Here is a 22639-nt window from a genome sequence, read left to right as displayed (position 1 = left end):
AATGACAATGTGTAAAGACAGGTGTAAACTTATACGGTAATCATTTTCGATTTGAGGTGCTGCTCATGAATAAACAACCTGCCGTCACTCCGCGAAAACTTCTGGCGATTGCCGGAATGGGCTGGCTGTTTGATGCGATGGATGTCGGAATTTTATCGTTTATTATCGCCGCGCTTCACACTGATTGGAATTTAACACCCGATCAAATGAAATGGATCGGAAGCGTCAATTCCATCGGTATGGCAGCGGGCGCCTTTGTATTCGGAATGCTGGCCGACAGGATCGGCCGGAAAAAAGTGTTTATGATCACGCTGTTATTCTTTTCTGTCGGAAGCGGCATATCCGCTTTCGCAACGGGATTGACGGTTTTTCTCATATTGCGTTTTCTGATCGGAATGGGGCTTGGCGGGGAACTGCCTGTCGCCTCAACGCTCGTGTCAGAAGCGTCCGCTCCCGAAAAGCGGGGACGGATCATCGTGCTGCTTGAGAGCTTTTGGGCCGCGGGCTGGCTTCTTGCGGCGGTGATTTCCTACTTTGTCATACCGTCATTCGGCTGGCAGGCCGCGCTGCTCTTAACGGCGCTGGCCGCATTTTATGCGCTGTACTTGCGGAGAAGCCTTCCGGAATCACCGGCGCATCAGGCATTGCCGCAGAAAAAAAGCATACGCGGGCAGGCGGGAAGTGTCTGGACGAAACCGTATATCCGGCCGACGGTGCTGCTGTCTGTCGTTTGGTTCTGCGTCGTCTTTTCATATTACGGCATGTTTTTATGGCTGCCGAGCGTGATGCTGATGAAAGGCTACAGCATGATTGAGAGCTTCGAATACGTCCTTCTGATGACACTTGCCCAGCTTCCCGGATATTTCTCTGCGGCGTGGCTGATCGAAAAAGCGGGGCGGAAGACCATCTTAGTCATCTATTTGCTCGGAACGGCGGGCAGCGCTTATTTCTTCGGTGCCGCGGATTCATTGGCCATGCTGCTCACAGCGGGCATGCTGCTGTCCTTCTTCAATCTCGGCGCATGGGGCGTGCTTTACGCCTATACACCGGAGCAGTATCCTGCGGCGATTCGTGCGACCGGTTCCGGCACAACGGCGGCCGTCGGCAGAATCGGCGGCATTTTCGGTCCGCTTCTCGTCGGATCGCTTGCAGCCCGGAACGTTTCGTTTACAGTGATTTTCGCCGTCTTTTGTGCAGCCATCCTGATTGCCGTCATCACCATTCTTATTCTCGGAAAAGAAACGAAACAGACAGAGCTTGCGCAATGAGCACCCTTTTGGGGTGCTTTTTTTAGTGAGCTGTCTGTTGGCAGACCTATATTTTTCCTTAATATTCCTTATTTTCAGGAGGCGAAAACTTCTTTTTCCGGGACAATGTCGCAAAAAAATTCTTGTATTTGTAAAAAAAGGATAGGGAATCAGTTTGCAGCACATTCGATGGAAACGTTCTCAAGCCTGATAAAAGCCCGATTTCCTTTATAATTTATCCTCAATAAGGAGGATTAGAGAGTATTTAGAAGCATACCAGAGGAAAATAAGACACAGGGATGTTTTTAAAGTAATGATACAAAATAAAAGGGATTATGATGTTTGTTTGACTTATTACAAACGTGTTACGGTATTAAAGATTGCTTATAATGGAGGGAAAATATGAATTTGGATGAGAAACCAATTAAGATAAAAGTCGAAAATGTATCTAAGGTTTTCGGAAAACAGACAAAAAAAGCCATTCAGATGCTGTCCAGCGGAAAAAACAAAAAAGAGATCCTGAAAGCGACCGGATCAACCGTTGGTGTCAATCAAGCAAACTTTGATGTATATGATGGGGAGATATTTGTCATCATGGGTCTATCGGGGAGCGGTAAATCAACTTTAGTTCGGCTGTTAAACCGGCTTATTGAACCGACTGCCGGGAATATTTATATTGATGGTGACATGATAACAAATATGTCAAAAGACCAGCTCCGGGAAGTGCGCCGGAAAAAAATCAGCATGGTCTTTCAAAAATTTGCACTGTTTCCGCACAGAACGATTCTTGAAAATACGGAATACGGCCTGGAGCTTCAAGGCGTCGACAAAAAAGAGCGTGAGCAAAAAGCGCTTGATTCGCTTAAACTTGTCGGTCTTGAAGGCTTTGAACACCAATTCCCAGATCAGCTCAGCGGAGGAATGCAGCAGCGTGTCGGACTTGCCCGCGCATTGACGAATGATCCTGACATTCTTCTGATGGATGAAGCTTTCAGTGCGCTTGATCCGCTGATCCGCAAAGACATGCAGGATGAGCTTTTAGACCTTCATGACTCTGTTGGCAAGACGATCATCTTCATCACGCATGATCTTGATGAAGCATTGCGCATCGGCGACAGAATCGTGCTGATGAAAGACGGTAACATCGTTCAGATCGGGACGCCTGAAGAAATTCTGATGAGCCCGTCCAATGAATACGTTGAGAAATTCGTTGAGGACGTTGATTTATCCAAAGTTCTGACAGCGGGCCACATCATGAAGCGCGCTGAAACCGTGCGGATTGACAAAGGGCCTCGTGTAGCGCTGCAGCTCATGAAGAATCTCGGTATTTCTTCTATTTACGCCGTTGATAAACAGAAACAGCTTCTCGGCGTCATTCACGCGGCGGATGCGAAAAAAGCGGTGGAATCCGACTTATCGCTTCAGGATATTTTAAATACTGAATTTACGACTGTGCACGAAAGCACATACTTGACGGAAATTTTCGATGTCGTGTCTGATGCGAATATTCCGATCGCCGTCACGGACGATAAGGACCGCATGAAAGGCATTGTCGTAAAAGGCGCATTAATCGGCGCGCTTTCAGGAAATAACGATTATATAAATGTTGAAGATTCTGCTGAACAAGCTCAGGATTCTTCTGTTCAGGGGGTGAAGTAAATGGACAGATTGCCTAGAATTCCGTTAGCAGATATCGTTGACCGGTTTGTTGACTGGCTTACCATGACGTTCGGAGGTTTCTTTGACGGAATCTCAAACGGTTTGGCCGCTTTCGTAAACGCGATTGTGAGCGGTTTGGGTTTCATCCCGTCTATTTTATTGACTGTTATTTTTGCAGCTCTCGCTTGGTGGATCAGTACGAGAGGAATTGCACTCTTTACGTTAATCGGATTCCTTGTTATTGATTATTTGGGCTATTGGTCGCCGATGCTGCAAACGTTGGCGCTTGTCGTCACATCTGTTTTGATTTCCATTATTATCGGGGTTCCGATCGGCATATGGGCGTCTCAGAAAGAAACGGTCCGCCGCATTGTTACACCGATTCTGGATTTAATGCAGACCATGCCGGCTTTCGTATATCTGCTGCCTGCAATTTTCTTCTTTAATATCGGGGTTGTGCCAGGCGTCGTGGCATCTGTTATTTTCGCGATGCCTCCGACGATCCGCATGACGGTTCTCGGTATTAAACAAGTTCCGGCTGATTTGATCGAAGCGACGGAAGCATTCGGTTCAACGACGTCTCAGCGTCTGTTCAAGGTGCAGCTTCCGCTTGCCACAAAAACAATTCTTGCCGGTATTAACCAAAGCATCATGCTTGCTTTGTCAATGGTCGTTATCGCGGCCATGGTCGGTGCGCCGGGTCTCGGTTCTGAAGTATACAGCGCCGTGACACAGTTGAAAACCGGTGTCGGAGTGGAAGCGGGTATCGCGATCGTTATCGTAGCGATTACACTCGACCGTATCACGCAAAACATTAAAGTGAAGAAGAAGAGCAGGGGGAATGCCTGATGCTTAAGAAAATCATCGGTGTCGGCGTTACCGCTGCGCTGGCTCTTTCTTTGGCTGCCTGCGGTTCGCAGACTGATGGTAAGGCAACGGCTGCGGACCAGGTGAACAAAACCATTATCGGTATTGATCCGGGATCGGGGATCATGGCCCTGACGGATGAGGCCGTGAAGGATTACGGATTGAAAGACTGGAATGTCGTCACGGCGTCAAGTGCCGCCATGACGGCGACATTGAAGAAATCATATGACCGGAAAAAGCCGATCATCGTAACGGGCTGGACGCCGCACTGGATGTTCTCCAGATACAAGCTGAAGTTCCTTGATGATCCGAAAAAAACGTACGGAACTGCCGAGCAGATTCATACAATTACAAGAACCGGCTTCAGTAAGGAACAGCCTAACGCGGCCAAAGTTCTCAGCCAGTTCAAATGGACGCAGGACGATATGGGAGAAGTCATGATTGCCGTTGAAGAAGGCGAAAAGCCGGCCAAAGCCGCTGCTGAATATGTGAAACAACACAAAGACCAAGTGGCTCAATGGACAAAAGGCGCCCATAAAGTTAAAGGGGATAAAATTAACCTGGCTTATGTGGCATGGGACAGTGAAATCGCAAGTACGAATGTAATCGGAAAAGTATTTCAAGACCTCGGCTATGACGTGAAGCTGACGCAAGTGGAGGCAGGACCGATGTGGACTGCGATTGCGACAGGCAGCGCGGATGCGTCATTGTCTGCTTGGCTTCCGAATACCCATAAGGCATATGCGTCTAAATATAAAGGCAAATATGAAGATGTAGGAACGAGTCTGACAGGCGTCAAGATGGGTCTGGTCGTTCCTCAGTATATGAAAAACGTCAATTCAATTGAAGATTTGAAGAAATAACGAAGAAAAGCAGCCCTGTAACGGGCTGCTTTTTTTATGCTTCAAACGATTTGAGGACGGCAGCCGTTAATATCTCAACGCCTGTAAAGATGGCGCTTCGGTCAAATGTCATTTGGGGATGGTGAAGCCCCGGCTGCAGACCGCATCCTAGGCCGAGCATCGTCGTTTTTAAGTTCGGCACCTTTAACCCGTAAAAGTGAAAATCCTCTCCTCCGGTTGTCAAAAGAGGTTCATCCACATGTTCTTCTCCGAGAATGCCGCTTATCGCAGATGCCATGATGGCTTCCGCCTCCTTGTTTCGCTCGGCTGCCGGGAGGCTGTGTTCTTTTTGCAGTTCGATTTTTGCTCCGAATGCGGCAGCCGCCGCCTCACAGGCTCTTTCGGTTTCGGCGGTTAATTTCTCCATGGCGGCATTGGTTTGTGCGCGGAGATCAAGGCTGAACGATGCTTTTCCCGGAATGATATTGGAACTCTCACCGCCTGCCTGAAGCTTTGTCATCTTCACGGAATGCGGGATGCCGGGATCAAGATGAATGAAGCTGAGTTTTTGGACGAGAAGAGCGGCGATTTCGATACTGTTAAGGCCGAGATGCGGTCTCGCGCCGTGGGCTTCTTCTCCGATAATCAGGCCTTCTATATGCTGGCTTGAGCCATGCAGAATGGACGGTGCGCATCGGCCGTTTGCCGTTTCCTGTACGGGGCGCACGTGCACGCCGTATAAGAAGTCAACATCATCCAGTACGCCTTTTTCAATCATTTTCAGCGCTCCGCCTCCTTTTTCTTCAGCCGGCTGAAAAATAAAGCGGAGGGTGCCCTTCGGAAGTTTCGGCTGACTCTTTAAAAGCATCATCGTGCCGAGCGCCATCGTCATATGTGAATCATGTCCGCATGAATGGTTCGCCTGAAAGACACCGTCCACTTCCTGCCACAGCGCGTCAATATCCGCCCGGACAGCCACAACGGGCGAGCCTTCTCCGATTTCGCCGACAACACCGGTACAATCATCAAACGTGCGGGTCCGGCAGCCGGCCTCTTTCAGTTTTTCAGTCAGATATTCAGTTGTTTGATATTCTTTCCAGCTTACTTCGGGATTGGCGTGCAGGTGGTCAAAAATATCCATAATGACTTGCTTTTCATGCGCTGTGAGTCTGTTCATGCCGTAAGTCCTCCTTCAAAAGCTGTCTGTTTTTTATTTTTGATATTGAAAACAGGCAATCGGTCTGTATATAATATAGCACATATCTGTATTTTCTGAATAGTTTATAAATTTAAAGCGGGATGGTGATGTTATGGCTGTGCCGAAGGCCGAACCTGTATTGAAAAAGAAGAAATTGTTTGTGATGCCTGATGCTTATGTGCTGCTGTTCATAGTCGCTTTACTATGCGCGATAGCGTCGTACATCGTTCCCGCGGGGGAATTTGACAGGGTGACAAAGGGCAGTGTGACGTCCGCCGTCCCGGGGAGTTATCATTCTTTAGACCAGTCTCCTGTCAGCCCGATCGCTTTTTTTACCGCGATTCAGGAAGGGATGACAAGTTCCGCGCCGATTATTTTTTTAATCCTGTTTACGGGCGGCACCATTGCGATTTTGGAGAAAACGGGCGCCATCAATGGATTGATCAGTAATGTCATCAGTACGTTCCGCACAAAACAGCTGCTGTTTATTGCGATTGTCGGATCTCTATTTTCGATCCTCGGCACAACCGGCATCGTCGTTAATTCCGTGATCGGTTTTATTCCGATCGGCCTGATCGTCGCCCGCTCGCTGAAATGGGACGCCGTGGCCGGAGCGGCCGTCATTTATATCGGCTGCTATGCCGGGTTTAACGCGACGATTTTATCACCTTCACCGCTCGGGTTATCACAAAGCATCGCGGAGCTGCCGCTGTTTTCCGGTATCGGCCTGCGGATTGCCGTCTACATTTGTTTTCTGTTATCATCTATTTTATATATTTATCGGTATACGAGAAAACTCAGAAAAGCAAAGGACGCCAGTCTGCTGGGGAACGATTGGTTTCCGGCGGCAGGTTCACTCCCGCAGGTTTCTGAGCCGGAGGACAAGCATGTCCCGTTTACCGTCCGCCATAAATTGATTCTGGCTGTTGCGGCTTTGTCGCTTGCCGGCTTTTTATACGGCGCGCTTACTCTTGGCTGGTCTGATTCAGAGATGGCCGCCGTGTTCATTTTTATCTCAATCGTGTCAGGCCTGATTGCGGGAATGGCGGCAAATGATATCGCAAAAACGTTTATTACAGGCTGTCAGGGGCTCGTTTACGGTGCGCTGATCGTCGGAATGGCGAGAAGCATTTCCGTTATCCTGGAACATGGAAAGCTGCTTGATACGGTAGTCAATGGACTAGCGTCACTGCTGCACGGTTTCAGCCCGATGGCAGGCGCCATCGGAATGTATATTTCCAGCGCCCTGCTTCATTTTCTGATTTCATCGGGCTCAGGGGAGGCGGTCGTATTTATTCCGATCTTGGCGCCGCTTGCCGATCTGATGGGCATCACGAGACAGGTCGCGGTTGAAGCGGTCATGCTCGGAGAAGGCGTCGTAAACTGTGTCAATCCGACTTCCGGCGTGCTGATGGCCGTACTGGCTGCCAGCGGCATTCCGTACGTAAAGTGGCTTCGCTTCATGATTCCGCTGGCGCTGATTTGGTTTGTCATCGGTCTCGTGTTTATCTGCATAGGCGTCCTGATCAATTGGGGTCCTTATTAACATTTTTGTCAATGATATTTCGGTTTATCATTATGAATCGGCAAGATATAATGGGAGTTGTAAGCCATTCTTAATAGTACGGGAGGAAGTCATGAATCAGCGTCGGAACGGACTTTCAAACGTGAATGGAAAGAGTGAGAGTGTGAAAGAGAAAGAACGAATGATTTGGTCAGAAGTCGGAATGCTTGTGGGCACACTGTCTTTGCTTGACATCATCGTACGCGGACTTGTTCTGAACTGTCCGTTTAGGGAATGGGCCGGTAGCTTGGCGGTTTTCTTCATTATAATTGTTTATTATTGTATCAGGGCGGGAGCGTCGGGAATGCTCATGCCGAGAATAGACACCAAAGAAGAACTGCAAAAGCGGGTGAAGCAGCAGCGGATAGATTCAATTGCGGTCACTTTTGCGGCAGCGGCGATTACGATGTACGACAGGGGGGTTCCCCATACATTCTTTGCTTGGCTGAAAATGATCTTTCTTTTTATCGTCTGCGGAGGCATTCTGTTTCTGCTTCGGTATGTCATTGTGAAGCTGTCTTACAGAAGAGCGATAAAAGAAATAAAAAAGAAATCATCTTGACAGGTGGTTTCTTTTTTTGTTTGAAAGCGGAAGGTCTTTTTATTTGATAGGAATATAGATTTGAATTCACTCTGCCACGTTGCTTTGATAGAGAGTGTGTGATAAGTTGAAATGTAAGCGTTAACACAATTCTCCAGTCTTCACAACAGTTGAAAGGAGCTGAAGAAAGAGTAAGAGGAATTTTTGACTCCGCAGTCAGTCTTCAAAAATCAAATAAGGAGTGTCAAAAATGTTTGAAAAACGATTCAAAACCTCTTTACTGCCGTTATTCGCCGGATTTTTATTGCTGTTTCATTTGGTTTTGTCAGGCCCGGCGGCTGCAAACGCTGAAACTGCAAACAAATCGAATAAGGTGACCGCGTCATCGGTCAAAAACGGGACCATCCTTCATGCATGGAATTGGTCGTTCAATACGTTAACACAAAATATGAAAGATATTCGTGATGCGGGCTATGCAGCCATTCAGACGTCTCCGATTAACCAAGTAAAGGAAGGGAACCAAGGAGATAAAAGCATGAGGAACTGGTACTGGCTGTATCAGCCGACATCGTACCAAATCGGCAACCGTTACTTAGGCACTGAACAAGAATTTAAGGACATGTGTGCAGCCGCGGAAAAATATGGCGTAAAAGTCATTGTCGATGCGGTTATCAATCATACTACCAGCGATTATGGCGCGATTTCTGACGAGATTAAGCGTATTCCAAACTGGACCCATGGAAACACACAAATTAAAAATTGGTCGGATCGATGGGACGTCACTCAAAATTCATTGCTTGGGCTGTATGATTGGAATACACAGAATACTGAGGTGCAGGTCTATCTGAAACGTTTCTTGGAAAGAGCATTGAATGACGGAGCAGACGGATTCCGCTATGATGCCGCCAAGCATATAGAGCTTCCGGATGATGGGAATTACGGCAGCCAATTTTGGCCGAATATCACAAATATATCGGCAGAGTTCCAATACGGAGAAATCCTGCAAGACAGCGCGTCCAGAGATACTGCTTATGCGAATTATATGAATGTGACGGCTTCTAACTACGGGCATTCCATCAGCTCCGCTTTAAAGAACCGTAATCTGAGTGTGTCGAATATCTCCCATTATGCATCTGACGTGTCTGCGGACAAGTTAGTCACATGGGTGGAATCACATGATACGTATGCCAATGATGATGAAGAGTCCACATGGATGAGTGATGACGATATTCGTTTAGGATGGGCAGTGATTGGTTCCCGTTCAGGAAGTACGCCTCTTTTCTTTTCCAGACCTGAGGGCGGAGGAAATGGTGTAAGATTTCCCGGAAAAAGTCAAATAGGAGATCGCGGGAGCGCCTTATTTAAAGATCAGGCGATCACTGCGGTCAATCAATTTCACAATGTAATGGCCGGGCAGCCTGAGGAACTCTCGAATCCGAATGGGAACAACCAAATCTTTATGAATCAGCGCGGCTCAAAAGGCGTTGTGCTGGCAAATGCAGGATCGTCTTCTGTCACCATCAATACTTCAACGAAATTACCTGACGGCAGGTATGATAATAGGGCCGGCGCCGGTTCATTTCAAGTAACGAACGGCAAACTGACAGGTACGATCAATGCCAGATCCGCGGCTGTTCTTTATCCTGATGATATTGGAAATGCGCCTCATGTCTTTCTTGAGAATTACCAAACGGGGGCAGTCCATTCTTTCAATGATCAGCTAACGGTCACCCTGCGTGCAAATGCGAAAACAACAAAAGCCGTTTACCAAATCAATAATGGGCAGCAGACAGCATTTAAGGATGGAGACCGACTAACGATCGGGAAAGGAGATCCAATCGGCACGACATACAACATCAAATTAACCGGAACGAACGGCGAGGGTGCAGCGAGAACCCAAGAATACACATTTGTCAAAAAAGACCCGTCCCAAACCAACGTCATTGGCTATCAAAATCCGGACCATTGGGGCCAGGTAAATGCTTATATCTATAAACATGATGGAGGCAGGGCCATAGAATTAACCGGATCGTGGCCGGGGAAAGCCATGACTAAGAATGCAGATGGAATGTACACGCTGACGCTGCCTGCGAATGCGGATACGGCCAACGCCAAAGTGATTTTTAACAATGGCAGCGCCCAAGTGCCCGGACAGAACCAGCCCGGCTTTGATTATGTGCAGAATGGTTTGTATAACAATTCTGGTTTGAATGGTTATCTTCCGCATTAATGGATAGGGCCATCATCACATCAGCGTGCGGGCAAACCCTCGCTTCTGGGAAAAGGACAGCGCATCATCAATCACGCTGAAAAGATGACAACATCCTAAAACGGTTCCGTTTTAGGATGTTGTCAACAATCCGGAAACCATCACCGATATTTTTTTGTCCAAAAATCAAACTTTTCTCTTGCAAAAGTTTGTGAAGTATTGCACAATATAAATGTGAAATACTTCACAAGATAAAAACAGACACCACGAAACACTGGAGGATGAGCATATATGATGAACGAACGAGTGAACAAAGTAGCATTAATCGGAGCAGGTTTTGTTGGAAGCAGTTATGCATTTGCGTTAATTAACCAAGGGATCACAGATGAGCTTGTGATCATTGATGTAAATAGAGAAAAAGCCATGGGAGATGTCATGGATTTAAATCACGGAAAGGCATTTGCGCCTCATCCGGTCAAAACATCTTACGGCATATATGAGGATTGCAAGGATGCCGATATCGTGTGCATCTGTGCCGGAGCCAATCAAAAACCGGGCGAAACGAGACTTGAGCTGGTCGAAAAAAATCTCGCCATTTTTAAAAGCATTGTCGGTGAAGTAATGGCAAGCGGATTTGACGGCATCTTCCTCGTTGCCACAAACCCGGTCGACATTCTCACTTATGCGACATGGACATTCAGCGGGCTGCCGAAAGAACGCGTCATCGGCAGCGGCACGACACTGGATTCTGCGCGATTCCGTTATATGCTGAGTGAATACTTCGGAGCCGCTCCGCAAAACGTACACGCCCACATTATCGGCGAGCACGGCGATACCGAGCTTCCTGTATGGAGTCACGCCAATATCGGCGGAGTGCCGGTGCAGCAATTGCTGGAGAAAAATACAGCTTACAAGCAGGACGAGCTGGATCAGATTGTTGACGATGTGAAAAACGCGGCCTACCATATTATCGAGAAAAAAGGCGCGACATATTACGGAGTGGCGATGAGCCTCGCCCGTATCACAAAAGCGATTTTGCGTAATGAAAACAGCATTTTAACCGTCAGCACATATCTGGACGGCCAATACGGTGTAAACGACGTCTTTATCGGCGTTCCGGCCGTCGTCAATCGGAACGGCATTGCAGGTGTGACGGAACTTGAGCTGAATGAAACAGAACAGGCTCAATTCAGCCGCAGCGCAAACGTGCTGAAAGATATTCTCGCTCCGCATTTCGCAGAGTAAACAAAAAAGCAGTACATGACAAACGCCATGTACTGCTTTTTTTAATTCGCTTTTTTCGCCATTTCCTGAGAGGTTTTTACTCTCGCTTTTCCCATAAACAAAATGGTAACGGCCGCAATGACGATCGGCGCCAGCGCAAGCGTAAATACATATGTGATGCTTTGCGACATGGCGTCAATAATGCGATCCAGAATGTGCGGCGGAATATGAGCGCGCGTGCCGGCCTGGAAAATCTCCTGCGGATTTCCGATGTTCTGCATCGCACCGCCCGCTCCTTTCATGCCGCTGAATGAATCTGTGAGCTTGTTAGTAAACACATTCGTCTGGATGGTTCCGAAAATCGTCACACCGAGCGTCATACCGAATGATCTCAAAAACGAGTTTGTTGAGTTGGCGCTTCCGCGGTAACGCGGCTCCAGATCGTTCATGGACGCAGCCGGCAGCAGTGAGAAGTTGAAGCCGACGCCGAATCCGGAGATCAGCATGAATACCGTCAGCATCGTACGCGCCGTATCCGGTGTCATATTGGAAAGCAGCAGCATTCCGATAAAGAAAGCGACCACGGAAATCAGCATTAAATTGCGGAACCGCACTTTTGTCTGGAAAATTCCGCCGATCATACTTCCGATAACAGAACCGATCATCATCGGCGTCAAAATAAAGCCCGCGCTTGTCGCGGTGCTTCCGTACACAGCCTGAACGAAGATCGGGATAAACACCGCTAAAATGACGAACGTGGCTCCGTAAAGGAACGCTAGAATCTGTGCCGTAGCAAATAAACGGTTTTTAAACATCCAAAATGAGATAATCGGTTCTTCCGCTTTTCTTTCCACAATAAAAAAGGCGATAAAGAACACGGCGAACACAGCGAACAGACCGATGATCTGCACGGAGTTCCAATCATATGTTTTTCCGCCGAGCTCAAGAGCGAACATCAGACCGACAATGGAAACCACCAGCGTGATTGCGCCGGCCCAGTCGATTTTCTGCTTCTTGTGTTCAAGGGATTCTTTATAATAACGAAGAATGAAAAACAATGATAAAATACCGATCGGCACGTTGATGTAAAACACCCAGTGCCAGCTGATGGAGTCGGTAATGAGCGCGCCTAAAAGCGGCCCGAGAACGCTGGACAGGCCGAAAACGGCACCGAACATGCCCGACATTTTTCCGCGTTTTTCCGGCGGAAATAAATCAAAAATGATCGTGAAGGCGATCGGCATCAGCGCGCCTCCGCCGATTCCCTGAATGACGCGGTAAATAATGAGCTGATCCATTGTTTGGGCGATTCCGCATAACGCGGATCCGATTAAGAAAAGAATAAGACCGAATAAAAAGAAACGTTTGCGTCCGTACATATCGGACAGTTTTCCGTAAATCGGCATACCGGCCATAACGGCTACCATGTATGATGCCGTCACCCACGCGAACTTATCGAAACTTCCGAGGTCCGCCACGATATTTCCCATCGCAGTGGCAACGATTGTATTATCCATAGCCGACATTAAAATGCCCAGCAAAAGACCGATGACGACAAACTTCGTCGAGGCGTCCTTCGCGGCTGTTTGTTCCATGCTTTTTCCTCCCATACTTACTTTTGATCATTAAATTTGCTATGATCATATTAGATTTGCCGAAAATTATCTTGATCGTCAAGATAAATTGATTTTATAGGGAGGCCTGTCAGTTGTCAACAAGAAATACCAGAAGCGAGACGGAGGAAACCGCGATACAGTTATTCCGAAAGATGGCCACAAGGACGATCCTTTTTCATCAGGCGGCCGCTCAATCTCTCGGTCTGTTTCCGACCGATTTAAAATCAGCTGATATCTTAAATGAAGCAGGCCCGATGACCGCAGGCGAGCTTGGGAAAAAAACCGGTCTCAGCACAGGTTCGGTAACGGCGCTCATTGACCGGCTCGAAAAAGCGGGATATGTCATGAGGAAAAAAGACCCCGAAGACAAACGTCGGGTGATTATCGTGCCGCTGACAGCCGGAAAGGCGAATGTGAAGCAATTGTTCAGCTCCTTATCCCAGTCCACGATCAGCCTTTGCCGGCAATATAAAGAAGAAGAACTGCGGCTGATATTCGATTTTTTAGGAAAAGCGACGGACATGATGGAAGACGAGCTTGAGAAATTAAAATAATATATCATAGCACGGCCCATTCATGAATAACTTGTACAAGTTGCATGAATGAGGGGGAAGCCAATGAACATCTTTTTAAGCTACATCGTTCTCGGGCTGTCATTGTCAGCACCTGTCGGACCGGTCAATGCGGCGCAAATTGACAAAGGCATCAAAAACGGCTTTTGGCATGCATGGATTTTCGGTCTTGGCGCCATGGCCGCGGACGGGCTGTATATGATTCTGATCTATTTCGGGCTGTCTCAATTTTTGACGGCGCCTTTCGTTAAAACGTTTTTGTGGCTCTTCGGTTTTTTCGTGCTGACCTATACGGGAGTCGAAACGTTAAAAAATATAAGGGAAGCCATGAATGTCAGAAGCGGAAAAGGAAAACCGGCTTTTTACAAAACATTCGGCGCGGGATTTTTTATTTCTCTTTCCAATCCGCTGAGCATTTTATTCTGGCTCGGCATATACGGGAGCATTCTCGCTAAAACCGCTGAATCCTTCGATGCAAATCAGCTTTTGATTTACAGCTCCGGCATTCTTCTCGGCATTTTGATCTGGGATTTCTGCATGGCGGTCGCCGCGAGCACTTTCAGAAATCTCCTTCATGAAAAAGCGCTCCGCTGGCTGACGGGAGCGGCGGGTGTGTCTTTGATCGTTTTCGGGTTTTATTTCGGATGGCAGGGGATTCAAATGCTCATCTCATAAATAGAAGAGTCACCCATCGCCTATCTCCGTCATAACGTATCATGACGATACTGGAGGTGGGCCGATGACAAGCGGGCTGTACACAAAAAGTTGCCTTGAGGAAAAGTTGTTGGATCTGCCAAATTGGCAGAGAATCGCTTTTGAGCTTCTATCAGAAAAAATAGGCGATAAAGCGGATACGTTTCCGTGCATTCCCGGACGTCAGGGATTTTTGACAGATCAGCTCCGGATATCTTTTGCGGGTGATCCCCGCGAAGAGGGAACCCCGGAGGAAGTGGGGATGCTGCTGTCCGAGTACGGAAAGATCTCAAGGGATACCGGAAGATACGCGTCGCTGCTTGTGATTTTTGATACGCCTGAGGATTTAGCTGAGCATTATTCCGTTGAGGCGTATGAAGAGCTGTTCTGGTCTTTTTTAAACCGGCTGAGCGGCTGCGACCCGAATGACTGGCCGGAAGACATGCCGGAAGACCCTGAACATTATAAATGGGAGTTCTGCTTTGACGGCGAGCCGTATTTTATTCTGTGCGCGACGCCTGCGCATGAAGCGAGACAAAGCAGAAGCTTCCCGTTTTTTATGCTGGCGTTTCAGCCGAGATGGGTTTTCGAAGGATTAAATGATTCAACCGCGTTCGGACGAAACATGAGCCGGCTGATCAGAAAACGCTTAGAGGCGTATGATGAAGCCCCTCTTCATCCCCGATTGGGGTGGTACGGAGGAAAAGACAATTTAGAATGGAAGCAATATTTCCTCCGTGATGATGAGACGCAAGTGTCAAAGTGTCCCTTTTCTTATTTGAAGAGACTGTTTAAACCGACGAAATAAGCTATGATCCGGCAGGGCTGTGTCCCTGCTTTTTTTGTACGATCCATGTCACGATCGCAATGACGGCGAGAAAACAAAGGCTGACCAGAAAACCGGGCCGGCTCGATTTCTCAAACAGCGTCCCGGAGACGGCCGCGACAATCAGCACAAGGGCGATAACAATCTGTACGGTTCCCATCTTTGTCGTTTCAAGCAGTTTCTTGCCCGAGAACAAAATGAACAGCCACGTATAAAGAAGCATCAGGCCCGCCGCGGTTGTCATGTGTTCATATATATTTTTCGGCAGCACCAATGACAGGATGATGGAGACGATGAGTCCGGCAAACGTCAATCCGAGCGCAGGCCAGCAGATTTTTTTGTTTTCCTTTAATCTGAAGCATTTCGGCGCATCCCCGTCATCGGCCATTGTACAAAGCAATGTCGTCACGGCAAACAGCGAGGCGACGAGCGTGGAAAATCCCGCAATAATAAAAATCCCGTTAAAAATATCAAGAATGATATCTAAATGAAAACCCTTCAGCGATGTAATAAACGGGCTGTCCTGTTCGGTGAATTTGCCCAGCGGCACTAACAGCAGCGCCAGGCCGAGAGAAATGACGTAAATCACCGCAAGAACGGCAAGCATCAGCCGGCCTGATTTTGAGGCTTCCTCCGGCTTTTTCAAATGCACGGTCATCAGCCCCAAGACTTCAATTCCTCCGAAGGCGTAAAACGCATAAATCAATCCCGTCCATAACCCCATCGCTCCGTGCGGGAACAAATCCTTTGATTCGTTCGGCACCTGCACATCCGGTTTATGAGAAAATATACCGCACAGCGCCAATATGGCGATGACGATAAACATAAAAATCGCCGCCGTCTTGACAACAGCGAGCACATTTTCCGTTTTTTGAAAAACGGACAGCCCCGTAAATATAATCAAGAGACCGAGCACCGCATAGATGGAGGCGAAAATCCACAGCGGCACATTCGGAAACCAATGCTTCGTAAAAAGCGAGATCGCTGTCAGCTGGCTTCCAGTGATCAGCATCTCGGACGACCAGTACACCCATCCGTTGCTGAAACCGGCCCAAGTGCCGAAAGCCTTTCTCGCATAAGCGCAAAAAGACCCCTTTTCGGGCTGTTTGGCCGAAAGCTTCGCGAGCTGCTCAAAGACAAAATAGGTGCCAAGCCCGGCAATAAGAAATGAGATCAGCGCGGAATATCCGCTTTTGACAATAGCGATGCTGGACCCGAGAAAAAAGCCCGTCCCGATTGTGCAGCCGACGCCGATTAAGGAGAGCTGCCACCAAGCGAGATTTCCTTTAGGCTGGTCCTGTGATTTACCCATGAAGTTCAACCCCTTTATCAAAGCTTAGATTGCGGCCGTCAGAAGGGGAATATACATCCAATAAATTGCTTTACATGAAACAAACGGCCGAAGTTCATAATAGAAGAAAAAAAGGAGCAGTCTGATGACACAGCAATTTATTGTACCGCCGAAAAAAGGGCTCGGCCTGAAGGTTCACAAAGGGCAGATTATAAAAGTAGTCGATGTGGAAGGGCAGCAGGTGGCTGATTTTACGGCGTATCATGCCAAGGACTTTTATGAACATCTTGATCAGGGCGCGACGATTGATGCCAACCAGTCCATTCATGTAAAAACGGGTGATCATATTTATTCGAATTTATACAAGCCGATGCTGACGCTGATTGAGGATACAGTCGGCAAGCATGACCTGCTGCTTCCCGCCTGCCGTCCGGATATGAACAGGCTTTTATACGGAAAGCATAAAGACGAGCTCCAGGATACGTGCTATGACAATATGAGCGGGGCGCTTGAACCGTTCGGGGTGCCGCGGCCGCATATGCATTACCCATTTGCCATCTTTATGAACACGGTGCTCGATGAGAAGGGGAACTTATCAGTCGAAACGCCTCTTTCTGACGCGGGTGATTATGTACGGCTCCGTGCGGAAATGGATCTCGTCGTCGCGTTTTCATCCTGTCCGATTGAAAAAGGAAAATGCAACGGAGACAGCATCACGGCGCTGCGGGTGGAAATCAGCTGATCCCGGTGTATTTGATTCACTTAAAATCTGCACCTGTGCTATATTTAACAGAGAGTCGTACATAGTGGCATGATTCATTTTCAGCATGAACGGGAAATGGATCATAAAGAAACAATGCAGGAGGAGTGATTGGGATGAGCATCCAGAAACAAATTATGAATGATCTCCATGTAAAGCCCTCAATTGATCCGAAACAAGAAATTGAGGACAGAGTGAACTTTCTGAAACAATATTTGAAAAAAACAGGTGCCAAAGGCTTTGTGCTCGGCATCAGCGGGGGGCAGGATTCCACGCTTGCGGGACGCCTCGCCCAATTGGCGGCTGAAAGCATCAGAGAAGAAGGCGGAAACGCTGAATTTATCGCCGTCCGCCTTCCGCACGGCACACAGCAAGATGAGGATGACGCCCAATTGGCGCTCAAATTCATTAAACCTGATAAATCATGGACATTTGATATTAAGTCCGCTGTCAGCGCGTTCGCTGATCAGTATAAAAAAGACACGGGCGATCAGCTGTCTGACTTTAACAAAGGAAATGTAAAAGCCAGAATGAGAATGATCGCTCAATATGCCATCGGCGGACAAGAGGGGCTGCTTGTCATCGGAACCGACCATGCGGCCGAGGCGGTGACCGGTTTCTTCACGAAATACGGTGACGGCGGAGCTGATCTGCTGCCGCTGACCGGATTAACGAAACGCCAGGGCAGACGTTTATTAGAAGAGCTCGGCGCGCCGGAACGCCTGTATTTGAAATTACCGACGGCCGATCTGCTTGATGAAAAACCGCAGCAGACTGATGAGACCGAACTCGGCATCACATACAATGACATTGATGATTATTTAGAAGGCAAGGATGTTTCTTCCGAAGTGATTGAAGCGCTGGAAAAACGCTACCTCAGTACGGAGCATAAGCGCCAGGTGCCGGCATCGATGTTTGATGATTGGTGGAAATAGAATGAAAAAAACCTCCCTTTTGAAAGGGAGGTTTTTTGTTTATTTCATTTTTATTTATCTACACTTTCATAAATCCCTACCCAATACCCTTTGCTGCTGTCATAGTATTTGCTTTTGAAAATCCATTTTGTTCCATCTAAAACGAAAGAAGCAGCGAAGTTGCCGTTAGGGCTTTGAACGAGTTTGATGGCATTAATGCCGGCATCTGCTTTCGTTGAGATTGGGCTATTTTCCGCGGATGCGGATGCTGTTGGTGATGCGGCAAAGGCAGGAGCGGCAGACATCAGTAAGGCAAGAGACAGCGCAGAACCGGTTAACACTTTTTTGAATTTCATTTCGAGCACTCCCTTTTCAAATGAAATGTGTTACAGTGTTAATAATTAGATGATTATCCATAAAATTACTTCTGTATTTCTAAAATTTTTTTCTTAATTTGAAAAAACATCCCTTCAGAGGGGATGTTTTTTATTTCTTAAAGCAGTGCCTGATCTCATTCAGTGATTCTTTGATATGCTCTTCAGCATGATGACCGAAGTATTCGAGTGATACGAATCCGCCGTATTGCCTGTTCATCAGTTCTTTCAGAAAGGGTTCCTGCCGTAAATCCCCTTGCAGAACGGATACCGGCTTGCTGAGATACCAGTTGGCAAAATCCCAGTGATAGTTTTTCAGATGAATGTGGCTGACGGTATGATACAGTTTTTCCAAAGCGGACATTTGGTCAACGTGATTGACGTGTAGGTTGGAGCCGTCAAAAATGGTGCGGACCCGCGGATGTCCGACATCCTCCAAAAATGCCAGCGCCGCCTCCGGTGTATCCGCGTACGTATCGTAATGAATCTCAAGCCCGATATCGACTTCATAGTCATCTGCGAGCCGTGCCGCCTGCTGAAATTGATCAACCGCACGTTGCCACTTTTCCGGTGACGTCCGGTGCGAAGGAAGATTGCCGGCAAAGACCCTGATCAAGGGACTGTGCAGCTGTCGTGCCGCGCTTAATGCCCTTTGAACATCCTTTAACGCCTGCCTTTCATCCTGAGTGGCGAAGTCAGTGTACAAACTGACGGCAGGCACCCCGATGCCTTCCTCCTGAAGCTGCTGATAAAGCCTGTCGAGCGGGCCGATTTCCTCTATATATTGTTTAGCGTGTCCGTACCACAGTTCGATTCCCTCAAAGGAGTGCTCCTTCGCGAAAGAAATGATGTCGAAAATATGCTTTTTCTTAAATCCTGTCGTGCAAAAACTCAGTTTCATCGATAATCCTCCCGTAACTGTCTATCATATGTGTACTTTTTCCCCGGGTGCGATACGGATAAACAGGTGAAAAGGGCAGACACTTTTTTATAAGCGGGGTGTGTCTGCATCAGGTCAGTGCGGCACACAAATTGTTTAACGCTTTTTTGCGTCAAAGTATTAAATAATTAACCGAAGTGTTGTACAATTAATTTCATTCGAGTAAGGGGGGAGAAGCCATTGAAAAAAGAAACGGAGCTGAGGGCCTTCAGTCCCGTCCGCAATAAACCGACTCGCGCTCGTTATGTGATATTGGTTCTTTTGTTTTTTATCACTGCGATTAATTATATAGACCGAGCCAGTGTATCTATTGTCGGCCCATCCATTCAACATTCGCTGAACCTAAGCCCCGCGCTTTTGGGCATCGTTTTTTCTGCGTTCAGCTGGACCTATACGGGGATGCAGATTCCAGGCGGGCTCATTTTGGATAAATTCGGGTCAAAACGGACATACGGAATTTCTTTATTTGTGTGGTCGGTTTTTACCGGAGTACAAGCTTTTGCGACAAGTTTCGGGTTTCTATTCGGCTGCCGCCTGCTCATCGGGATAGCTGAATCGCCGGCGTTTCCGGCAAACAACCGGATTGTTACGACATGGTTTCCAAGGCGGGAACGCGCCTTTGCGACGGGTGTTTATACGGCGGGGGAATATGTCGGGCTGGCGTTCGCCACACCGGTTTTATTCTGGGTGTTAACGGCATTTGACTGGCGCGCCGTATTTATTTCCTCAGGGGTGCTCGGAATTGTTTTCTCCATTTTCTGGTTTAAAATGTATCACGAGCCGAACGGGTATCGGAAAGTGAATCGTGAGGAGCTTGATTATATTAAAGAAGGCGGCGGACTGACTGAGGTGTCTGATGCAGCCGGCAGGATATCGTGGGCGGATTTCGTCCAGCTTCTAAAATACCGCAAGCTTGTCGGATTGTATATCGGCCAATTCGCCGTAGCCTCCACGCTGTTCTTCTTTTTGACATGGTTTCCGACTTATCTGGCGGAGGCAAAGCACATGGCTTTCTTAAAAGTCGGCTTCGCCGCATCAATCCCGTATATCGCCGCTTTTTTCGGCGTATTGTTCGGCGGATTTTGGTCTGACGGCATGATGAAACGGGGGGTGTCGGTGAACGTTGCCCGGAAAACGCCCGTCATCCTCGGTCTTCTGCTGACAGGCTCCATCGTGCTTGCGAATGTTACGGATTCTGCTCCCGCGGTTTTGACGATCTTATCCATTGCTTCTTTTGCGCAGGGCATGTCCAATATATCCTGGACGATGCTGAGTGAGGTCGCGCCAAGCGAAACAATCGGATTGGCAGGGGGCGTCTTTAGCTTTTTCGCCAATATGGCCGGCATTATCACCCCGCTTCTCATCGGGTTTATCGTTTCTGCGACCGGTTCATATAACGGAGCGATTCTGTTTGTCGGCGCTGTCGCATTTATCGGGGCATTTTCTTATATTTTCATTGTCGGAAAGGTGGAACGCATTACGCTCCGATAGAAAGAAAAACTCATCTCTTCTTATAAAGGATGGGTTTTCTTTCATTGCATTATCTCTATATTTCAATATTGAGTTATCATATAATAAACATAACTTTTTCATTTCTTAGGAGGATTTCGCCGAAGATGAACGCAAAACGTGCCATTCCCGTAAGAGAAAGAAATATCGTACTGATCGGATTCATGGGTGTCGGAAAGACGACAATCGGCCAGCTGGTCGCTAAGAAACTATACAGAGACTTTATTGATATTGATTTGCAGATTGAGAAAGATTTCAATATGTCCATCCCTGAAATGTTTGAGAAAAAAGGTGAAGCCTTTTTCCGTCAGACTGAAAAGGACTATATATTAGATATCTGCCGCAATACGAAATTCAAGATCGTGTCGCTTGGGGGCGGTTCGTTTAAACAAGAGGAAATCAGACAGTGCTGCCTTGAAAACTGTCTCGTGCTCCATCTTGATTTATCATGGGAGAATTGGAAGCAGCGGGCTGACCTGCTGATTGAAAGCCGTCCTGTTCTGCATAACCGTTCCATGGATGAAATGCAGCAGCTCTTTAACGAGCGCCAAAGCATCTATGATAAACATAATTCAAAAGTGGCGACGGATAATCTGGAACCAGAAGAAATAGCCGATTATATCGTAGAAACGTTAAAAATCGGCTGGGACTTGTATCAGCCGATGTAAAAAAAGCCGTGACGCTGTGAGCGCACGGCTTTTTTGTTTTTAAACAAACGTTTATTAAAATGTTTAGAAAATGAGTGTAAAATCGTGTTAAGATAGAGTCAGAAAATTAAATCTTATAAAACAAAGGAGAATAATCGGATATGCAATTATACGACTTGCCGCTCGACCAACTGCAAACCTATAAACCAAATAAAACCGCTCCTCATGACTTTTCGGATTTTTGGGCATCATCATTACATGAGCTTGCAAAGGAAGAGGCAAAGCCTGAATTGAAGGCTGAAAGCTACCCGGCTGACGGCGTGAAAGTATTCCGGCTGACATACCGAAGCTTCGGCAAGGCGGAAATTGAGGGATGGTACGCCGTTCCCGACCGGCAAGGACCGCATCCGGCCATCGTGAAATATCACGGCTATAATGCGAGCTATGACGGGGATATACATGACATCGTAAATTGGGCGCTTCACGGATATGCCGCGTTCGGCATGCTTGTCCGCGGCCAGCACAGCAGCACAGATACAAGCGTCTCACCGCACGGACACGTTCCCGGCTGGATGACGAAAGGGATTTTAGATAAAGATACATATTATTACCGCGGCGTGTACTTAGACGCCGTCCGGGCTTTGGAAGTCATCAGCGGCTTTGATGAAGTGGATGAAACGAGGATCGCCGTCATCGGCGGGAGCCAGGGAGGCGGACTTTCAATCGCCGCGGCGGCACTATCTGACATTCCGAGAGCGGTTGCGGCCGATTATCCTTATTTAAGCAATTTTGAGCGGGCCATTGATGTCGCTCTTGATGAGCCGTATCTTGAGATTAACTCCTTTTTCAGAAAGAACGGCAGCCCTGAAACGGAGAAGGCCGCGATGAATACACTGGCCTATTTTGATATCATGAATCTGGCGGACCGCGTAAAAGTTCCGGTGCTCATGTCCATCGGGCTGATTGACCGCGTGACTCCGCCGTCGACGGTGTTTGCCGCGTACAATCATCTGGAAACGGAAAAAGAATTGAAGGTTTACCGGTATTTCGGACATGAATACATACCTTCTTTCCATACGGAAAAGCTGGCCTTTCTGAAAGCGCATCTGAAAGGCTGACGACAGCGAAAAGCCCAAGTACTTGGGC

The 22639-nt window shown here is 47.7% G+C and carries 21 protein-coding genes; 16 read left to right on the top strand and 5 right to left on the bottom strand.

Going from position 1 to position 22639, the window contains the following annotated elements:
- Nucleotides 1-65 precede the first annotated feature (65 nt).
- From AC3WTF_RS11470 to AC3WTF_RS11455, 4 genes are all read left to right on the top strand, one after another.
- On the top strand, nt 66-1268 hold the full coding sequence (locus tag AC3WTF_RS11470) for an MFS transporter (protein ID WP_047935171.1): 1203 nt from the start codon (nt 66-68) through the stop codon (nt 1266-1268).
- Nucleotides 1269-1649: 381 nt separating this feature from the next.
- Nucleotides 1650-2906 carry a glycine/proline betaine ABC transporter ATP-binding protein OpuAA gene (gene opuAA, locus AC3WTF_RS11465; protein ID WP_003156640.1) on the top strand — a complete coding sequence of 419 codons (1257 nt, stop codon included), beginning with the start codon at nt 1650-1652 and terminating at the stop codon, nt 2904-2906.
- Nucleotides 2907-3755, top strand: a complete 849-nt coding sequence (opuAB, locus tag AC3WTF_RS11460) for a glycine/proline betaine ABC transporter permease subunit OpuAB (protein ID WP_003156639.1) — start codon at nt 2907-2909, stop codon at nt 3753-3755.
- Nucleotides 3755-4636, top strand: coding sequence for a glycine betaine ABC transporter substrate-binding protein (locus tag AC3WTF_RS11455; RefSeq protein ID WP_039062547.1), 882 nt, complete (start codon nt 3755-3757; stop codon nt 4634-4636). Before opuAB ends, AC3WTF_RS11455 begins: the two co-directional genes overlap by 1 nt.
- Nucleotides 4637-4670: 34 nt before the next feature.
- Here AC3WTF_RS11455 and AC3WTF_RS11450 read toward each other — a convergent pair whose 3' ends face one another.
- Complete coding sequence (locus AC3WTF_RS11450; RefSeq protein ID WP_047935174.1) at nt 4671-5792, bottom strand: M20 peptidase aminoacylase family protein; 1122 nt, start codon at nt 5790-5792, stop codon at nt 4671-4673.
- 133 nt (nt 5793-5925) lie between these two features.
- On the opposite strand from AC3WTF_RS11450, the gene AC3WTF_RS11445 reads away from it, so the two are divergent.
- The 4 genes from AC3WTF_RS11445 to AC3WTF_RS11430 all read left to right on the top strand — a co-directional run bounded on the left by AC3WTF_RS11445 (nt 5926) and on the right by AC3WTF_RS11430 (nt 11372).
- Nucleotides 5926-7359 (top strand): YfcC family protein, encoded by a 1434-nt coding sequence (locus AC3WTF_RS11445; protein WP_007609251.1) that lies wholly within the window; start codon nt 5926-5928, stop codon nt 7357-7359.
- Nucleotides 7360-7450: 91 nt separating this feature from the next.
- Nucleotides 7451-7939, top strand: coding sequence for a DUF6773 family protein (locus tag AC3WTF_RS11440; protein WP_042634792.1), 489 nt, complete (start codon nt 7451-7453; stop codon nt 7937-7939).
- Nucleotides 7940-8168: 229 nt separating this feature from the next.
- Nucleotides 8169-10148, top strand: a complete 1980-nt coding sequence (amyE, locus tag AC3WTF_RS11435) for an alpha-amylase (RefSeq protein WP_129003836.1) — start codon at nt 8169-8171, stop codon at nt 10146-10148.
- Nucleotides 10149-10418: 270 nt separating this feature from the next.
- On the top strand, nt 10419-11372 hold the full coding sequence (locus AC3WTF_RS11430) for an L-lactate dehydrogenase (protein ID WP_129003838.1): 954 nt from the start codon (nt 10419-10421) through the stop codon (nt 11370-11372).
- Between the two features lie 41 nt (nt 11373-11413).
- On the opposite strand, the gene AC3WTF_RS11425 is transcribed toward AC3WTF_RS11430, so the two are convergent.
- Entirely contained in the window at nt 11414-12946 is a 1533-nt protein-coding gene (locus AC3WTF_RS11425; protein WP_003156627.1) for an MDR family MFS transporter, read from the bottom strand.
- Nucleotides 12947-13059: 113 nt separating this feature from the next.
- On the opposite strand from AC3WTF_RS11425, the gene AC3WTF_RS11420 reads away from it, so the two are divergent.
- From AC3WTF_RS11420 to AC3WTF_RS11410, 3 genes are all read left to right on the top strand, one after another.
- Nucleotides 13060-13521 carry a MarR family transcriptional regulator gene (locus AC3WTF_RS11420; protein ID WP_003156626.1) on the top strand — a complete coding sequence of 154 codons (462 nt, stop codon included), beginning with the start codon at nt 13060-13062 and terminating at the stop codon, nt 13519-13521.
- A 63-nt stretch (nt 13522-13584) separates the two neighbouring features.
- Complete coding sequence (locus AC3WTF_RS11415) at nt 13585-14214, top strand: LysE family translocator (RefSeq protein ID WP_007409057.1); 630 nt, start codon at nt 13585-13587, stop codon at nt 14212-14214.
- Between the two features lie 64 nt (nt 14215-14278).
- Nucleotides 14279-15040, top strand: a complete 762-nt coding sequence (locus AC3WTF_RS11410) for a YqcI/YcgG family protein (protein WP_020955288.1) — start codon at nt 14279-14281, stop codon at nt 15038-15040.
- A gap of 1 nt (nt 15041) precedes the next feature.
- Here AC3WTF_RS11410 and AC3WTF_RS11405 read toward each other — a convergent pair whose 3' ends face one another.
- On the bottom strand, nt 15042-16370 hold the full coding sequence (locus AC3WTF_RS11405; protein WP_007409059.1) for an amino acid permease: 1329 nt from the start codon (nt 16368-16370) through the stop codon (nt 15042-15044).
- 124 nt (nt 16371-16494) lie between these two features.
- On the opposite strand from AC3WTF_RS11405, the gene AC3WTF_RS11400 reads away from it, so the two are divergent.
- Nucleotides 16495-17091 carry a DUF1989 domain-containing protein gene (locus tag AC3WTF_RS11400; protein ID WP_011996295.1) on the top strand — a complete coding sequence of 199 codons (597 nt, stop codon included), beginning with the start codon at nt 16495-16497 and terminating at the stop codon, nt 17089-17091.
- Nucleotides 17092-17225: 134 nt separating this feature from the next.
- Entirely contained in the window at nt 17226-18044 is an 819-nt protein-coding gene (gene nadE, locus AC3WTF_RS11395; protein WP_007409061.1) for an NAD(+) synthase, read from the top strand.
- Nucleotides 18045-18094: 50 nt separating this feature from the next.
- On the opposite strand, the gene AC3WTF_RS11390 is transcribed toward nadE, so the two are convergent.
- Both AC3WTF_RS11390 and AC3WTF_RS11385 read right to left on the bottom strand, forming a co-directional pair.
- On the bottom strand, nt 18095-18379 hold the full coding sequence (locus AC3WTF_RS11390; protein ID WP_007409062.1) for an antimicrobial peptide LCI: 285 nt from the start codon (nt 18377-18379) through the stop codon (nt 18095-18097).
- Nucleotides 18380-18509: 130 nt separating this feature from the next.
- A complete protein-coding gene (locus tag AC3WTF_RS11385) occupies nt 18510-19298 on the bottom strand; it encodes a sugar phosphate isomerase/epimerase family protein (protein ID WP_047935179.1) in 789 nt (262 codons plus the stop codon).
- 219 nt (nt 19299-19517) lie between these two features.
- Between AC3WTF_RS11385 and AC3WTF_RS11380 the strand changes: the two genes are divergently transcribed.
- The 3 genes from AC3WTF_RS11380 (at nt 19518) to cah (ending at nt 22611) form a co-directional block, all read left to right on the top strand.
- Entirely contained in the window at nt 19518-20828 is a 1311-nt protein-coding gene (locus tag AC3WTF_RS11380) for an MFS transporter (RefSeq protein ID WP_047935180.1), read from the top strand.
- A gap of 125 nt (nt 20829-20953) precedes the next feature.
- Nucleotides 20954-21514, top strand: coding sequence for a shikimate kinase (locus AC3WTF_RS11375; protein WP_003156609.1), 561 nt, complete (start codon nt 20954-20956; stop codon nt 21512-21514).
- A 140-nt stretch (nt 21515-21654) separates the two neighbouring features.
- Entirely contained in the window at nt 21655-22611 is a 957-nt protein-coding gene (gene cah, locus AC3WTF_RS11370) for a cephalosporin C deacetylase (protein WP_007409374.1), read from the top strand.
- Nucleotides 22612-22639 lie beyond the last annotated feature (28 nt).

It is taken from the genome of Bacillus sp. EB106-06-01-XG163 (genome assembly GCF_058791615.1).
Note: the sequence above shows the minus strand (reverse complement) of the source record. Positions and strands in the feature narration are given on the sequence as shown.

Bases quoted from the DNA above. Each gene is read 5' to 3' on its own strand.
- AC3WTF_RS11470 (WP_047935171.1), top strand. From the start codon at position 66: ATGAATAAACAACCTGCCGTCACTCCGCGAAAACTTCTGGCGATTGCC.
- opuAA (WP_003156640.1), top strand. From the start codon at position 1,650: ATGAATTTGGATGAGAAACCAATTAAGATAAAAGTCGAAAATGTATCT.
- opuAB (WP_003156639.1), top strand. From the start codon at position 2,907: ATGGACAGATTGCCTAGAATTCCGTTAGCAGATATCGTTGACCGGTTT.
- AC3WTF_RS11455 (WP_039062547.1), top strand. From the start codon at position 3,755: ATGCTTAAGAAAATCATCGGTGTCGGCGTTACCGCTGCGCTGGCTCTT.
- AC3WTF_RS11450 (WP_047935174.1), bottom strand. From the start codon at position 5,792: ATGAACAGACTCACAGCGCATGAAAAGCAAGTCATTATGGATATTTTT.
- AC3WTF_RS11445 (WP_007609251.1), top strand. From the start codon at position 5,926: ATGGCTGTGCCGAAGGCCGAACCTGTATTGAAAAAGAAGAAATTGTTT.
- AC3WTF_RS11440 (WP_042634792.1), top strand. From the start codon at position 7,451: ATGAATCAGCGTCGGAACGGACTTTCAAACGTGAATGGAAAGAGTGAG.
- amyE (WP_129003836.1), top strand. From the start codon at position 8,169: ATGTTTGAAAAACGATTCAAAACCTCTTTACTGCCGTTATTCGCCGGA.
- AC3WTF_RS11430 (WP_129003838.1), top strand. From the start codon at position 10,419: ATGATGAACGAACGAGTGAACAAAGTAGCATTAATCGGAGCAGGTTTT.
- AC3WTF_RS11425 (WP_003156627.1), bottom strand. From the start codon at position 12,946: ATGGAACAAACAGCCGCGAAGGACGCCTCGACGAAGTTTGTCGTCATC.
- AC3WTF_RS11415 (WP_007409057.1), top strand. From the start codon at position 13,585: ATGAACATCTTTTTAAGCTACATCGTTCTCGGGCTGTCATTGTCAGCA.
- AC3WTF_RS11410 (WP_020955288.1), top strand. From the start codon at position 14,279: ATGACAAGCGGGCTGTACACAAAAAGTTGCCTTGAGGAAAAGTTGTTG.
- AC3WTF_RS11405 (WP_007409059.1), bottom strand. From the start codon at position 16,370: ATGGGTAAATCACAGGACCAGCCTAAAGGAAATCTCGCTTGGTGGCAG.
- AC3WTF_RS11400 (WP_011996295.1), top strand. From the start codon at position 16,495: ATGACACAGCAATTTATTGTACCGCCGAAAAAAGGGCTCGGCCTGAAG.
- nadE (WP_007409061.1), top strand. From the start codon at position 17,226: ATGAGCATCCAGAAACAAATTATGAATGATCTCCATGTAAAGCCCTCA.
- AC3WTF_RS11390 (WP_007409062.1), bottom strand. From the start codon at position 18,379: ATGAAATTCAAAAAAGTGTTAACCGGTTCTGCGCTGTCTCTTGCCTTA.
- AC3WTF_RS11385 (WP_047935179.1), bottom strand. From the start codon at position 19,298: ATGAAACTGAGTTTTTGCACGACAGGATTTAAGAAAAAGCATATTTTC.
- AC3WTF_RS11375 (WP_003156609.1), top strand. From the start codon at position 20,954: ATGAACGCAAAACGTGCCATTCCCGTAAGAGAAAGAAATATCGTACTG.
- cah (WP_007409374.1), top strand. From the start codon at position 21,655: ATGCAATTATACGACTTGCCGCTCGACCAACTGCAAACCTATAAACCA.